Genomic DNA, 13,990 nt, shown 5'->3' on the forward strand with positions numbered 1-13,990 from the left:
CGGTACCAGAAGAGGCGAGGGGATATGAAGAAAACGTCAGCGCAAGGTGCCGAAGATCCGATTCTGCAGTGGGTCACCTTCCGCCTGGACAACGAGACCTACGGCATCAACGTGATGCAGGTCCAGGAAGTGCTGCGCTACACCGAGATCGCGCCGGTCCCCGGTGCCCCGAGCTACGTGCTGGGCATCATCAACCTGCGCGGCAACGTGGTCACCGTGATCGACACCCGCCAGCGTTTCGGCCTGGACCCGGCGCCGGTCTCGGACAACACCCGCATCGTCATCATCGAGGCCGACAAGCAGGTCGTGGGCATCCTGGTCGACAGCGTTGCCGAGGTCGTCTACCTGCGCCAGTCCGAGATCGAGACCGCGCCGAACGTCGGTAACGAGGAATCGGCCAAGTTCATCCAGGGCGTCTGCAACAAGAACGGCGAGCTGCTGATCCTGGTCGAGCTGGACAAGATGATGACCGAGGAAGAGTGGTCGGAGCTGGAGAGCATCTGAGGTGCTGATCGCCCTGGTGGTACTCGGTATCGTCTGCGCCGGCCTGGCGCTGGCCTGCGTCTGGCTGTCCGGCCGGCAGCGCGACCAGCAGGCGCAGGCCGCCGAACTGGCCAAGCAGCTGGCAGTGTTCGAGCAGCGCCTGAAAGAGCAGGGCAAGCGCATCGAGTCGTACCWGCAGATCAATATCCGCATGGGCGAAGAGCTGCGCGAGCTGACCAAACAGGTCGCGCCGCTGCCGGAGCGCCTGGTGCGCATYGAGCAGCGCGACCCYACCAGCYTGTCCTTCAGCCAGGCCGCGCGACTGGTCGGCATGGGCGCCAGCCCCGAAGACCTGACCCAGAGCTGCGGCCTGTCCCAGGCCGAGGCCGAGCTGGTCGCCCGCCTGCATCAGGGCAAGGCGCGCGAATAGCACAGGCTGCCTCGGTCAGCGGTCGTAGGACTCGTAGCGCTGCCTGACCTTCGACTTGCTGCTGCTCAAACGGCTCATATGCCCGCAAGTCGGGCACCATCTGCCTGAGCGAATATTGGTGAACGTGCTGTGCCAGCTATGGCCCTTATGGCAGAGCCAATGCAGCTTCTGCTGGCACCGGACATACTCCTTGGAAAGGCACTGCCCGCCGCGCTCCGTGGCTATGCGCTGCGCATCTTCGAGTGTGAGCCGCTGTGAAAGCGTCAGGCAGACCTTGCACCAGGTGCCCGCCAGGACGTGGGTGGCCTTGGTTTCCCACTCGTGCCCCTTGGCGCAGCGGAAGCGGTAGCCAGGATTGGCGCCCAGATACTCATCGGCCAGGCATATGCCGCCATGCCGTGCTGCAGCCGCGCGCAGTCTGGCCAAACCGTCCGCTTGCCATACCGCACGGTCGATTGGCCAGTTGTGACAACGGGGGCACCAGCTGTCATTTTTCATGACGGATGCGCCACGGGCTTGCCAGGTATGCCCCTTGGCGCAACGGAACTCATGTTTCCTCATCAGTCCGTGGTACTCGGGAGATAGGCATTCGCCACCATGGCGTCTCGCTGCTTCCTGCAGGCGCTCCAGGCCATCGGGTAGCAGATCGGCCTGTCGAGGGCGACCACGGGTGCATTCCGGGCAACTGATGTTATTCAGCGCGGTGCGGCCGGTTCGCTCCCAGCTGTGCCCCTGGGCACAAGCAAAGTGATGAAGCGCCTTGTCCCCCAGCCACTGCTTGCTCAGCAGCGTGACGCCTTCCTTCCTGGCCTTGGCGCGGAGTGATTGCAGTCGATGCTTCGTCAGGCATACCTGGCATTCGGGTAGCTTCGATTGTCGGGTAAAGGGCCCCATGTAGCGTTTGATCTCGTGCCCCAGGCGGCAGCGGAACCAGTAGGTCGCCTGGAACCCCTTCCAGTCCCCCTGTCGCTCCATCCCCACGCGGGCAGCCTCGGTGCACAGATGCTCGTATCGGGCTTGCTCGCTTGCTTCGTCCCGGGGTGACTGAACCTGATTCATCGCACTGCAGCCTCTTCACTCGCTGAAAGCCCGGCGCTTTCAACCGGGAGTGGGTCTTCAAGGAGGCGCGACGGTAGCGCAAATGAACGGGAGCGAGCGGCCGAGACGGCGGGATAAGGATGCGTCAGACGACAAGTCGGGAAGCTGCTGACTCGGCTGTTTTGTGACCAATCGTTAGTGTTCGCGCCCCGGTTTCCCGTGACGAGACACTCGAAATGGATATTCGCCACCCTGCCTGCAAGCTGATTGCCAGCGTCCTGTCCGGCCTGTTGATCCTCAACCCCATTGTCGCGGCCGCGGCGGAGCTGGCGGTGGATGCAGCAGCGGGTGGAAATACCAGCATCGGCGCGGCCGGTAATGGGGTGCCCATCGTCAATATCGCCACCCCCAACGGCGCCGGGCTTTCGCATAACAAGTTCTCATCCTATGGCGTCGGCTCCGAGGGCCTGATCCTCAATAACAGTACCCAGAGGACCCAGCCCACCGAGCTGGGCGGCATCGTTGTCGGAAATCCGAACCTGCGCGGGCAGGCGGCGCAAAAGATCCTCAACGAAGTCACCAGCAACAACCTCGCGAAACTGCAGGGCTACACCGAGGTGGCCGGGCAGGCGGCCCATGTGATCGTCGCCGCGCCAGGGGGGGTGTATTGCAATGGCTGTGGTTTCATCAATACGCCTAGAGCCACGCTCACCACTGGCAAGCCGCTGATGGATGGCGAACGCCTGCGCGGTTACGACATCGATGGCGGCAGCATCACGATAGACGGCAAAGGCCTGAACGCTTCCAACGTCGACCGTTTCGAGATTCTGACCCGCAGCGCCAAGCTCAATGCCGATCTGTACGCCAACCAACTGACAGTGGTAACCGGCCGCAACCAGGTGGATGGCGAGTCTCTGGCTGCCACTGCCAAGCCGGACGACGGGAGTTCCAAGCCGCAATTGGCCATCGACAGCTCCGCGCTGGGCGGTATGTACGCTGGCGTCATCCGCCTGGTGGGTACCGAGCAGGGCGTAGGGGTGAAGCTGGCCGGCAACATGGCTGCCAGTGCCGGTGATATCCAGATCGACGCCAACGGCCAGTTGTCTCTAGCGCAAACCAGCGCTGCCGGCAGCCTGCGCGCCAAAGCGCAGGACATCGCCCTCACGGGCTCGGCCTATGCCAGCACCACGGCAAACCTGCGGGCCGATGGCCAACTGACGGTGGACAAGAGCCTCGCCTCCGGTGGGCAAGTCCAGCTCAACGCCGCGCACCTGAGTAATACCGGCCAGATCGTCAGCGGGATCGACGGCGAGCGCCGTATTGCCGGGCAGGCTCTCGATATCACCGTCGATAGCCTCAATAACCGTGGCCGCCTGGATGCCACCGGAGCCGCAAACGTCATTGCCCGCGTTATGGATAACAGCGGGCAGGCCTATGCCGACCGCATTGCACTCACCGCACGGGACTCTGTGGATAACCGCGGCACCCTGCAAGGACGCGAAGTTACGCTCACGACCGCGCAGCTGAACAACCTGGGAGCCAGCGCCCAAGTGGTCGCCGAGCAGGCCCTGCTCCTGGATGTTCCGGGCATCGCCAACCTGGGCGGTCTCGTGCGCTTTGGCGACGGGCAAGCCGTGGCGCTGAGCTTCGTCAACCTGGATAACCGTGGTGGGCGCCTGGAGGTGAATGGCGGAAGCCTGACGCTCAACGGCGGCACGCTGGGCAACCAGCACGGCACTATCGTTGGTGGCACTGCACGCATCGACGCACAGCGTATCGATAACCAGGGCGGGCTGATCGGCAGCAGCCATGGCGACCTGACGCTGGCCAGCCAGGGCGAGCTGAACAATGACGGCGGCAAGCTCCAGGCCGCGCGTGACTTGAAGGTCGACGCGAATTCGGTGGGTAACCGCGCCGGCACGCTGGTCGGCAATCACCTGGGCATTACCGCGGGCAGCCTTGATAACCGCGACCAGGGTGTGCTCAGTGCCGAGCAGGGCGACCTCACGCTGCAACTGGGCGGCGCGCTCAACAATAGCAACGGCATCGTTCAGGCCAGTGGGGCGCTGTCGGTGGGCGCAGGCAGCGTCAACAACGTTTCTGGGAAGTTGCTGGCCGATTCGCTGACCCTCATCGTCAAGGGCGACGTAAACAACAATGGCGGCACCCTGGTTGCCGAGCAACTGAACGTTTCCGCGCGCAGTGTCGATAACGAGAGCGGGCGAATGCAGGCGAAAGCCGCGCTGAAACTCTCCGCCGATGACCTGGAGAACAGCCAGGGCTTACTGCTGGGCGGCGCGCTTGACGTCAAACTGGGCGACCTCAGCGACAACACCAATGGCACGCTCAGCGCAGACGGCCTGCTGAAACTTGTCGTGCGCAACGCCCTCGACAACACCCTGGGTCGCCTGCAATCCGTGCAAGGCAACCTCGATATCCACACCGGCAGACTGGACAACCGCCAGGGTGCGCTGGTCGGATCTCAACTGCTGCTGACCGCTAAGGGGCAACTGGACAACCGGGGTGGGCGCATCGCCGCTGATGGCATCCAGGCCAGCGCCGGCGTCATCGACAACAGCGATCAGGGCCAGATGGTGGCCGGCAAAGGTGGGGTGAGCCTGATCGCTGCGCAGCGCCTGTCAAACAACCATGGGCGCATCCAGAGCGAGGGCAGCCTCGAACTTCAGGCTCCACAGTTGGAAAACCGTGGTGGTACGGCCCTGGGCAAACGTATCGAAGTGAGCGGTAGTCACCTAGACAACAGCCAGGGTGGCGTGCTGGTCGGCGACGGCGACGAGGTTCTCCTGAACCTCGACGGCGTACTGAACAACGCCACCGGCCTGATCGATGCCGGCAACCAGGCACTGATCTTCACCCGCGCCGTCGCCAGCCTGGGGAACCAGGGCGGCACGCTGCGCGGTGAGCGCATTGACCTGCTGGCCGACAAGCTCGACAACTCTGCGGCCGGACGCGTTCTGGCCGGCGCCAGCGGCCTGTCGCTGAAAACCGCCGCGGCGAACAACCGGCAGGGCCTCCTCTATGCCCAGGGCGGTGCGGTGACCGTCGAACTGGGAGCCGGCACTCTGCAGAACCAGGCCGGCACCGTGCAGGGCGACACGGTGAAGATCACCGCTGCCAGCCTGGATAACAGTAAGGCCAACGGTGAAGCCGGGATCATCGCCAGCCTGCTGGGCAAACTCGAACTGTTGGTAGGGGAGCTCACCAACCGAGGCGGCCAGCTGTTTGCCAAGGGCGACCTGAACCTGGTCGGCCACACCCTGGACAACGGCGCAGGCCAGATCAGCGGTGCCAGCGTAACCCTGACCAACAGCGGCGCGCTGGGCAACCAGAACGGCCTGATCGAATCGTCCGGCTCGCTGGCCCTGGACAGCGACACTCTGGACAACAGCCAGGGCGGCCGCCTGCGCGCGCTTGGCGGGGATAGCAGCCATATCCGCAGCAACGGCCAACTGAACAACCAGGGCGGCAACATCGGTGTCGCCAGCCAGGGCTTCGAGCTGTCCAGCGGCGCCATGTTGCTCAACGGCCTGGGCGAAATCCAACATGCTGGCAGCGGCCTCTTCCGCCTGGGCGCGGCCGACCTTGTCGGGGCCGGTACCCTTACTGGCCTGGGCAGTGGATGGTGGCAACTGGGCAGCCTGTCCAACGTTGGGCAGATTCACCTCAACGGCGCTCTCAACCTGCACGTAGACCACGGCCTGGGCATCGGCGCCGGTGAGCGCATTGCCAGTGCCAGCGACCTAACACTCACCGCCGCGTCCCTCAACAACCAGGGCGAACTGCTCAGCGACGGCGACCTCAGCCTTACCCTGGACGGCGACGCCTACAACACCGGTACCCTGTCCGCTCAACGCGGCCTGGCGCTCAATGCAGCCAACCTCACCCAGCGCGGCGGACGCCTGGCCAGTGGGCAGGACACCCAGCTCAATCTCACCGGCAACCTGGATAACCAGGGTTGGCTGATCGCCAACCAGGCCCTGCGTGGCAGCGCCGCGCAGATCATCAACAATGGCACCCTGGGTGCCCTTGGCGCTCTCAGCTTCAACAGCGCAAGCATCGCCAACGGCCCGGACAGCCTGCTGTTCAGCGGGGGCGACATGACCCTGCGCACGGCCAGCCTGAGCAACCGCTACGGCGATCTCTACAGCCAGAGCAGCCTCGACTTCGCCGGCCAGGACGGTGGCCGCGCGCAAAGCCTCAGCAACCGCTCCGGCATCCTCGAAGCGCAAGGCGACATCCACCTGAATGTTGCCAGCCTGGAAAACGTGCGGGATATCTTCGACTTCGAACAGACCACCAGTGCTGCTCAATACGACGTGCGATGCGGCCAGCACTGCGGTGGCCACGACTCCTACAAGCGCGGCAAGGTCAACCTCAATGAAACCATCGAAGAACGCATCACCCAGAACAGCCCCGCTGCCTGGCTGACCGCCGGGCGTAACCTGACCATCGATGCCGGCTCGGTGGAAAACCGCAACAGCACCCTCGCCGCCAACGGCGACCTGACCATCAACGCCGGCTATCTGCTCAACCAGGGCAACACCTCACGCACCGGCGAGAAAACCCAAATCATCAACACCGTCGCCAGCGACTACGGCGATATTCCCACCGGTCAATGGGACACCATGGCGCGCCTGGCCAACCAGTTCAACGCCAGGATGGCCCAGGGCATCTTCGACCAGAGCCTCTACGACCAACTGTGGGCCATCTACAACAACGGCCGCTGGGTCATCGGCACGCCCGTCATCACCTGGAGCCAGGACGACGCCCAATCCGCGCCCGCCACCCTCCAGGCCGGCAACCGCGTCACCCTCAACGTCACCAACACCCTGCAGAACGGCACCGTCGCCGACTACAGCTACGCCCAACTGACCGGCGAACTGGCCGGCAGCCTGCTCGGGCAGCAGACCGGCACCGTCAACCTGACCATCAACAAGGCCTCCAGCGATGCCCAGGCGCGCGGCCCGCAAACCGTCGAAACCGTCACCCGCACTGCGCCCGACGGCAGCCAGCAGATCAGCTTCATCCCGGTCGACTACACCGGCGTACCCTTCGCTGCCGTCGACCCCACCGCTGCCGACACCTTCCGTCTGCCGCAAGGCCAGTACGGCCTGTTCATTCGCAACAGCGATCCGGGCAGTCGCTACCTCATCGAAACCAACCCCGCACTCACCGACCAGGGACGCTTCCTGAGCTCCGACTACCTCCTTGGCCAGCTCGGCTACGACGCCGACAAAGCCTGGAAGCGCCTGGGCGATGGCGCCTACGAAACGCGCCTGATCCGCGAGGCCATCCAGGCCAAGACCGGCCAGCGCTTCCTCGACGGCCTGGCCAGCGACTACGACCTCTACCAATACCTCATGGACAACGCCCTGGCCGCCAAGAGCGCCCTGCAGCTCTCGGTCGGTGTCGGTCTTTCCGCCGAACAGGTCGCCGCGCTCACCCACGACATCGTCTGGCTGGAAAGCCGCGTCATCGACGGCCAGCAAGTCCTGGTCCCGGTGGTCTACTTGGCCCAGACCGACGAGCGCAACATGCGTGGCGGCAGCCTTATCCAAGGCCGTGACCTCAACCTCATCAGCGGCGGCAACTTGATCAACGTCGGCACACTGCGCGCCAGCAACGACCTCAACGTCGTCGCCGGCGGCAGCATCCTCCAGGGCGGCCTGATCGATGCCGGACAGCGGATCAGCCTGCTCGCCGGCGACAGCATCCGCAACGCCCTCGCCGGGCAGATTCGCGGCGACCAGATCGACCTCACCGCCTTGCGCGGCGACATCGTCAACGACCGCACCGCCGTTACCGGCGGCATTGGTGGCAGTGAATACCGCAGCTTCCTCGATAGCGGCTCCAGCATCAGTGCGCGCAGCAAACTGAGCCTGGACGCCGGCCGCGACATCACCAACCGCGGCGCCCTGAGCAGCGGCGGCGATGCTTACCTCAGCGCCGGCCGTGACATCAACCTCGAAGCCGTCACCGACGCCAGCCGCCTGCGCGACGTGCAGCAGGGCGGCCATCACGTCACCACCACCACGATCGAGCAGAACCACGCATCCAGCCTCACGGCCGGCGGCAACCTGAGTCTCGAAGCGGGGCGTGATCTGAACGTGGTGGGGAGCAAGGCCACGGCTGGGCAGGACCTTGCTGTCAGCGCCGGGCGTGACGTGAATGTGGTGTCCACCGCCGACTACCAGGATGTCGACATCCGCAGCAAGGACGGCAAGGAGCGCATCCACGAACAGGACACCCATACCCGCCAACAAGCCTCCGAACTGGCAGCCGGTGGCGACGTACTGGTCAGCGCCGGCCAGGACATCACACTCGCCGCCAGCAAGATCGCTGCTGGCAACGAAGCCTACCTGGTGGCCGGTGACAAGATCGAACTGCTCGCCGCCAACGATAACGACTACTCGCTGTACGACAGCAAGGAGAAGGGCTCCTGGGGCAAGAAGAAAACCCAGCGCGACGAAGTCACCGACGTCCGCGCCATGGGCAGCGAAATCAGCGCCGGCTCCGACATCACCCTGCTTAGCAACGGCGACCAGAAATACCAGGGCGCCAAGCTGGAATCCGGCAATGACATCGCCATCCTCAGCGGCGGCGAAGTGACCTTCGAAGCGGTGAAGGACCTGCACCAGGAAAGCCACGCCAAGAGCGACAGCGACCTCGCCTGGACCAGCTCCAAGGGCGAAGGCAAGACCGACGAGACACTGCGCCAAACCCAGATGATCGCCCAAGGCAACATCGCCATTAAGGCGGTGGACGGCCTGAAGATCGACTACAAGCACATCGATCAGAAGTCGGTAAGCCAGGCCATCGATGCGATGGTGCAGGCCGATCCGGGCCTGGGTTGGATCAAGGAGGCCGAACAAAGAGGGGATGTGGATTGGCGGGCGGTGAAGGAGATTCACGACTCGTACAAGTACAGCAACTCCGGATTAGGCGCGGCGCCGCAGCTCATCATTGCCATTGTTGCCTCGTACTTCCTGGGCCCGCTGTATGGCGCCATGGCCAGCAACCTCGCAGTTGGCACCATCAATAACGGTGGAGACATCGGCAAAGGCCTGCAACACGCCACCAACTCTGATGCGCTCAAGAGCTATGCAATGGCCTACGTTGGTGAGTACGTCGTATCGCCAGCTTTGAACGAGCAGTACGGGGTAACCAACGCCAATTCTTACCAAGTCACCAAAGGGTTCGACCTCAGCACCTGGGGAGGCGAGAAAGGTATCGCTGCCTTCGCGCAATACAACAGCGCCCAGGCCTTGTCCCAAGCCGTCATGCAACAAGCGGCTTATGGCGGCAGCTTTGCTGACAACCTGGGAGATGCCTTCGGTACGCAGGCCGGCAATTTGGGCATGGCGGTTGGATTCAACGGCGTGGGTGATTGGGCCGCGGGGGCGTACGGCGGCAATGTCTATCTGGACGGCAGCCCGCAGAAAATCATCGCGCACGCGCTGATGGGAGGATTGCTAGCCGAGGCGACTGGCAGTGACTTCAAGTCCGGTGCCATGGCCGCCGGAGTCAACGAAGCCATGGCCAACGTGCTGAAGGACTGGGCCAAGGGCGATGCCAATTTCCATCTGATGGAGTCGCAGATCGTTGGGGTACTGGCAGCGGCGGCTGTGAATGGCGACGTGAGCAAGGGGGCAGAGATTGCCAAAAACGCCACGGCTTATAACGCCCAGTTGCACTCTGGTGCGAAGAATCTTGCAAAAGCTCTTGCCGAGGAAAGTGATGGTCGCTTTACCCCGGAGCAAATTGAGGCGGCCCTGCGTATCGCGTCTACGGATGGGGGCAGAACGCCGGCAACGGATATGATCGCAGCGATTCCGGGGATCTATGACGCAGGTGGAAACTGGATACCCCTAGGCAATAGTGGCTTGTATGTCCAGACTTTTGAAAAGGCCGATCCGGAAGTCATTGCCTACATCAAGGAGAACGCTGCGGGGTACAGTTGGACGAGCGAGGCCGAAACTGGATTTTCGAAGACCTTCCCCAATGAAGGATTAGGTGTTGGGCTTGATTCGGAGCGGCGAGATTGGTTGACAGGCAATGTGCTTGATGGCGATTCAAAGTATGTAGTTGGCTCTGTAGTTGATGGCCAAGTCTACTATCCTGTTAGGAATTCCTGTGCCGATCCAATGTGTTTGATATATGGTGCGGGATTGGATATTTCGTCGGATTCATCAAGAGCTTACTTGAATTCTTTGCTTGTAAAGAATGTCCAAGACCTTGGTTATGGTGCAGCAGTTGGCGCGATGTTTAGTCCGGTTGGTTTGGGAGGGCAATTTTTCACGTTAACAGGAATGAGCTCAACTATGGCTGCTTCATATTTGAAGGGGGAGCCTATGGGGGGAGCCTACTCGATAGGTGAAGATATGCTAATAAACGCAGGACTATCGAGGGCTTTTGGTGAGGCTTTGGGGTCGCAAATAGGAAGTGTAATAACAGTTCTTGATCTTAAGCAGAAGGTAAAAGACTCTATTTCTGGAGCAAAGCGTGATTAGTGATATAGCGTACCTTAAGAATGTCCCATCATGGATTAAACTCTCTTTTTATTCTGTTTTTATGGTCTTGGTGTTCTGGGGGGCTGGAGTGCACGCTAAGGATACTCTTGATGGAGTGACAAGGATTTTTTTGCAGCTGGTGTTCTCTTATAATATTTTGGCTTTTTTATTTAATGGCACGATATATACTCCGCTTAGCGCCCAGAGATTTATTGAGAATGACCTTCCTGCTCAGTTAGGGAGGGTCTCGATATCTTTGTTTTTTACGGGGTTGTGTTTGGTTTGTGTATTCTTTTGAATGTTTCGAAAGGAAGTTAGAGGTAACTGCGGAGTCAGTGGTGATGAAGGTGGGAATTTAATAGCAAGTGTATTTAATGGTCCCGGTGAGCAGCTAAATCTACTTCCCATGAATGGGGATTTGAATAAGAGAGCCTGGAAGGCAATGGAGAACACTTTGGCTTCTGCTCTAAAACAGGGGCAGACGGTTGGTGTGAAAATTGAACCAGTCTATTCCGGCTCTTCCGTGCGTCCAGATAGGTTTACAGTTAGATATTCTATTGGTAGCGGTCGTCCAGTAATTGTTGACTTTAAGAACTCTCCAGGTGATATCTGATGGGTGATCAAGAGCTATATCAGAAGATCGGGCAGCTTTTAGTTTGTGCTGGCCCAGCAGATGCTCAGAAGATCATAGTCCGAGCAGAGCTTTTCTCTGAGGGGGACGGAGGAAAGTATGAGTTTGATTATGTAAGTAGGGCTGGTGAGTTAAATTGGTTTGATCCAGATGGTAGGGCGGTAGGGAGTTTGACGGAGTTGCTGGTCAAGCTGCGCGAATATTTTTCTGTCAATAACTTAACTGCCGAGTCGAGTATTTGGACGGGCTGTGTAATATCTTTAGGCGTTGATGAAGGAAAGTTTTCTATAGAGTTCACTTATGGCGGATAGGTGGCTCCTCTTTATTGGCCTTTAATAGAAAACCCCAGCCACTGCGCTGGGGAGCAGAAAGGAGAAAAGGGGACAGATTTATTTTTCTGCTCTAAAACTATCTAGCGGGTCAGGATTAGAGTTAAGAAAATAAATCTGTCCCCTTTTCAGTCCCCTTTTCAGGGGCCTCTTTTCAGGTCTTACTTCGGCTGGGTTATCGGTCAAGCTGTTAATGGAGTTCTGCCAATTGCTGGCGGTGTGATGACGGATGGGGATAAACGCTAATGCTATTGCCAACCCCCAAGGAGATGCGCCCGGGTGGATCGTTAGACTTAGGTACATTAAAGGGGTGCGTCAGATGTTTCTTTTTAGGATGGATCTGTTTTTTCTGTCTTTGGTATGCTGATGATTTCTTCCTTTGGGTTGATCATGTAAGAGGCATTGTGCGTAATTATCCGCCCTATAAAGATCAAAGGTTCCATAGGTTTTTGGCTATTTCTTTATCTGGAACTGCTATAGTAAGTTCATTTGTTATAGGTATAACTATCTATATAAAGAGAGAAAGTTCCAGAAAAGCCGCCCGAGGCCAGTGGTACGACAAGGAAAACCTGACCCACGAAGATTTATACGGAGATAAAGAGAAGTTGGAAGAGTCTGCCGAATCTCCCGACGACCGTCCTCCACATTGATCGAGAAAAGGGGGCCGCGAAAAGGGGGTAGATCTATTTTTCTGCTCTAAAACTGGTTGGAGAGTCATGGCTAGAGTGCAGAAAATAAATTCGCCCCATTTCTCTCTCGGAGAAGTTTTGGACAATAGAATTTCCGCAGGGATGACTATTTTAGACGTTAAAGAGGTGGTTGAGGAGAAGGCGGCGTAGTTTAGATGACAAAATTTGAACATATTATTTTTCCTAGTAGATATATTCCTGTTTGGCTGGCCGGCTGTTTTCTGGTTGTAGGTGTGTTTGGAGTGGGTGTAAATGGTTTTTTACTGTGGGGGAGTGGGCATGTATGGGGGAATTTATTTTTCCAGATGTACTGTTTGTTAAATATTTTTTCTTTCCTGTTTAATAAGGTATTTTTTATTGCAGGATGTGGCGCGTTTGTTGAGAATGATGTCGGAATTCAATTTTTTAGAATGGTTGCATTCATTTCTTTTCTTGTCTTATATGGTGTTGCATTCTTTGTATGATTATAGTTCGCCTGGCGCCGGCTGGTGACAGAAAAGGGGACAGATTTATTTTTCTACTCTAAAACGATCTGGCGGGTCAGGATTAGAGTGAAGAAAATAAAACTGTCCCCTTTTTAGCTCATTTTTAGCTAATTTATGTTAATGGAGTTTCTGGTAAGATTATCGAATTTAAAGGCTCGCTAAATGAAGGGAGATAAATAGTGAATTGGCAGAGGCTTTACGCTGTCGTCCAGATTTTTCTAGTTCATGCTATCTCTTGGGTTCTTTCGGTTGTGTTCTTTGCATATGTAATCTCAGCTTTGGCTAAATTAATTTTTGGTATCGAGGAGGAGAAGTCGTATTTTTATTGTGGTGTGCCAGCATTGCTTGTTTTTAGTGTGATGTATTTTTTCTATATGTCAGCATCTTTACGTAAGGCGGGGGTTCTTAGTGATGAACCGCGTAAGTTTGGGTCTTGGTTTAAATAGGTTGGTTTGTCCCGATGCCTGTCCCGTCCAAGCGTCCAGTTCAATTTCCCTGCTTAATTAGTCCGAAAAGGGGACAGATTTATTTGTCTACTCTAAAGCTATCTGGTGGGGCAAGACTAGAGTGAAGAAAATAAATCTGTCCCCTTTTTCCATTATTTATAGTGTCCTGGATCTTAGAATATATATTGATATGTAGGGGCAAAAAGTGACGCAAAAATATATTTTGCTAAACAAACTGGATGAGCGATTAAAGATCTCATTCTTTGTAATTCTGGCGATAGTAGTTTTTGTGTTGAGTGGGATTGTCGCTAATTCAGCTCTTGATGGAGTTGTGAGGGTGGTTTTGCAAAGTGTATTTCTGGTTAATGTTTTTGCATATTTATATGGCATGACTATGTATGGTCCGCATCTTTATTTGAAGTACGCTGGTGATGCAGGGGGAGAGCAGATAGGACGGTTTGTTTTTATGGTTTTTTGCATAGGTTTGTGTGTGGTTTGTATTTTGTACTGATATTTCTGCGTCTGATATTTATCTCGCCCGAGGAAAGGGGGAGGATTGATTTTTCTACTCTAATCTCGGTCGCTGTGAAGGCGACTAGGTGCAGCCAGGCGTAGCAGCCTCTCTCCAGAGCCAGCGGCTACCTTTCTGACCTTTGCGAACTGAAAGATGTCTTTCAGAGAATATTGCGCAGATTAATTTTCCCTACTCTGAGTCTGTGTGCGGAGTCAGGATTAGAGTGCGTAGAATATATCTGTCTCCTTTGGGGGCCCTGGCGCTGGCCTGCGTCTGGTTGTTTGACCAGCAGGCGCAGGCAGCAGAGCAGGCCAATCGACTGGCGATGTTCGAGTAGCGCCTGAAAGTGCAGGGCAAGCGCATCGAGTCGTACCTGCAGATCAATATCCGCATGGGCGAAGAGCTGCGCGAGCT

The 13,990-nt window shown here is 57.8% G+C and carries 10 protein-coding genes; 8 read left to right on the forward strand and 2 right to left on the reverse strand.

All coding sequences use genetic code 11. The features are described 5' to 3' along the window. Positions 1-24 precede the first annotated feature (24 nt). The gene (locus A6723_RS12520) at positions 25-504 is read left to right on the forward strand and encodes a chemotaxis protein CheW (protein ID WP_015476565.1); all 480 of its coding nucleotides are present in this window, start codon (positions 25-27) and stop codon (positions 502-504) included. A gap of 1 nt (position 505) precedes the next feature. Beyond that, on the forward strand, positions 506-913 hold the full coding sequence (locus A6723_RS12525) for a DUF2802 domain-containing protein (protein WP_064979688.1): 408 nt from the start codon (positions 506-508) through the stop codon (positions 911-913). Between the two features lie 15 nt (positions 914-928). Here the strand turns inward: A6723_RS12525 and A6723_RS12530 are convergent, their stop codons facing one another. After that, positions 929-1,972: a hypothetical protein gene (locus A6723_RS12530; protein WP_054907296.1), complete on the reverse strand. Its 1,044-nt coding sequence runs from the start codon at positions 1,970-1,972 to the stop codon at positions 929-931. A 215-nt stretch (positions 1,973-2,187) separates the two neighbouring features. Here A6723_RS12530 and A6723_RS12535 point away from each other — a divergent pair, with 215 nt between their 5' ends. From A6723_RS12535 to A6723_RS31740, 6 genes are all read left to right on the forward strand, one after another. Further along, on the forward strand, positions 2,188-10,482 hold the full coding sequence (locus tag A6723_RS12535) for a DUF637 domain-containing protein (protein ID WP_054907297.1): 8,295 nt from the start codon (positions 2,188-2,190) through the stop codon (positions 10,480-10,482). 298 nt (positions 10,483-10,780) lie between these two features. Next, on the forward strand, positions 10,781-11,095 hold the full coding sequence (locus tag A6723_RS32640; protein WP_082450518.1) for a DNA/RNA non-specific endonuclease: 315 nt from the start codon (positions 10,781-10,783) through the stop codon (positions 11,093-11,095). Continuing rightward, positions 11,095-11,424, forward strand: a complete 330-nt coding sequence (locus A6723_RS31235; protein WP_082450521.1) for a hypothetical protein — start codon at positions 11,095-11,097, stop codon at positions 11,422-11,424. Before A6723_RS32640 ends, A6723_RS31235 begins: the two co-directional genes overlap by 1 nt. Before the next feature lie 263 nt (positions 11,425-11,687). Then, a complete protein-coding gene (locus tag A6723_RS31730) occupies positions 11,688-12,092 on the forward strand; it encodes a hypothetical protein (protein WP_139092961.1) in 405 nt (134 codons plus the stop codon). Positions 12,093-12,286: 194 nt separating this feature from the next. After that, entirely contained in the window at positions 12,287-12,595 is a 309-nt protein-coding gene (locus A6723_RS31735; protein ID WP_139092962.1) for a hypothetical protein, read from the forward strand. Positions 12,596-13,267: 672 nt separating this feature from the next. After that, positions 13,268-13,573: a hypothetical protein gene (locus tag A6723_RS31740; protein WP_139092963.1), complete on the forward strand. Its 306-nt coding sequence runs from the start codon at positions 13,268-13,270 to the stop codon at positions 13,571-13,573. 163 nt (positions 13,574-13,736) lie between these two features. Here the strand turns inward: A6723_RS31740 and A6723_RS32285 are convergent. Continuing rightward, a partial coding sequence (locus A6723_RS32285) for a hypothetical protein (RefSeq protein ID WP_218188780.1) occupies positions 13,737-13,990 on the reverse strand: 254 nt, incomplete at its 5' end.

Source organism: Pseudomonas sp. AU11447, from assembly GCF_001672555.2.
Classification (GTDB): Bacteria; Pseudomonadota; Gammaproteobacteria; order Pseudomonadales; family Pseudomonadaceae; genus Pseudomonas; species Pseudomonas nitroreducens.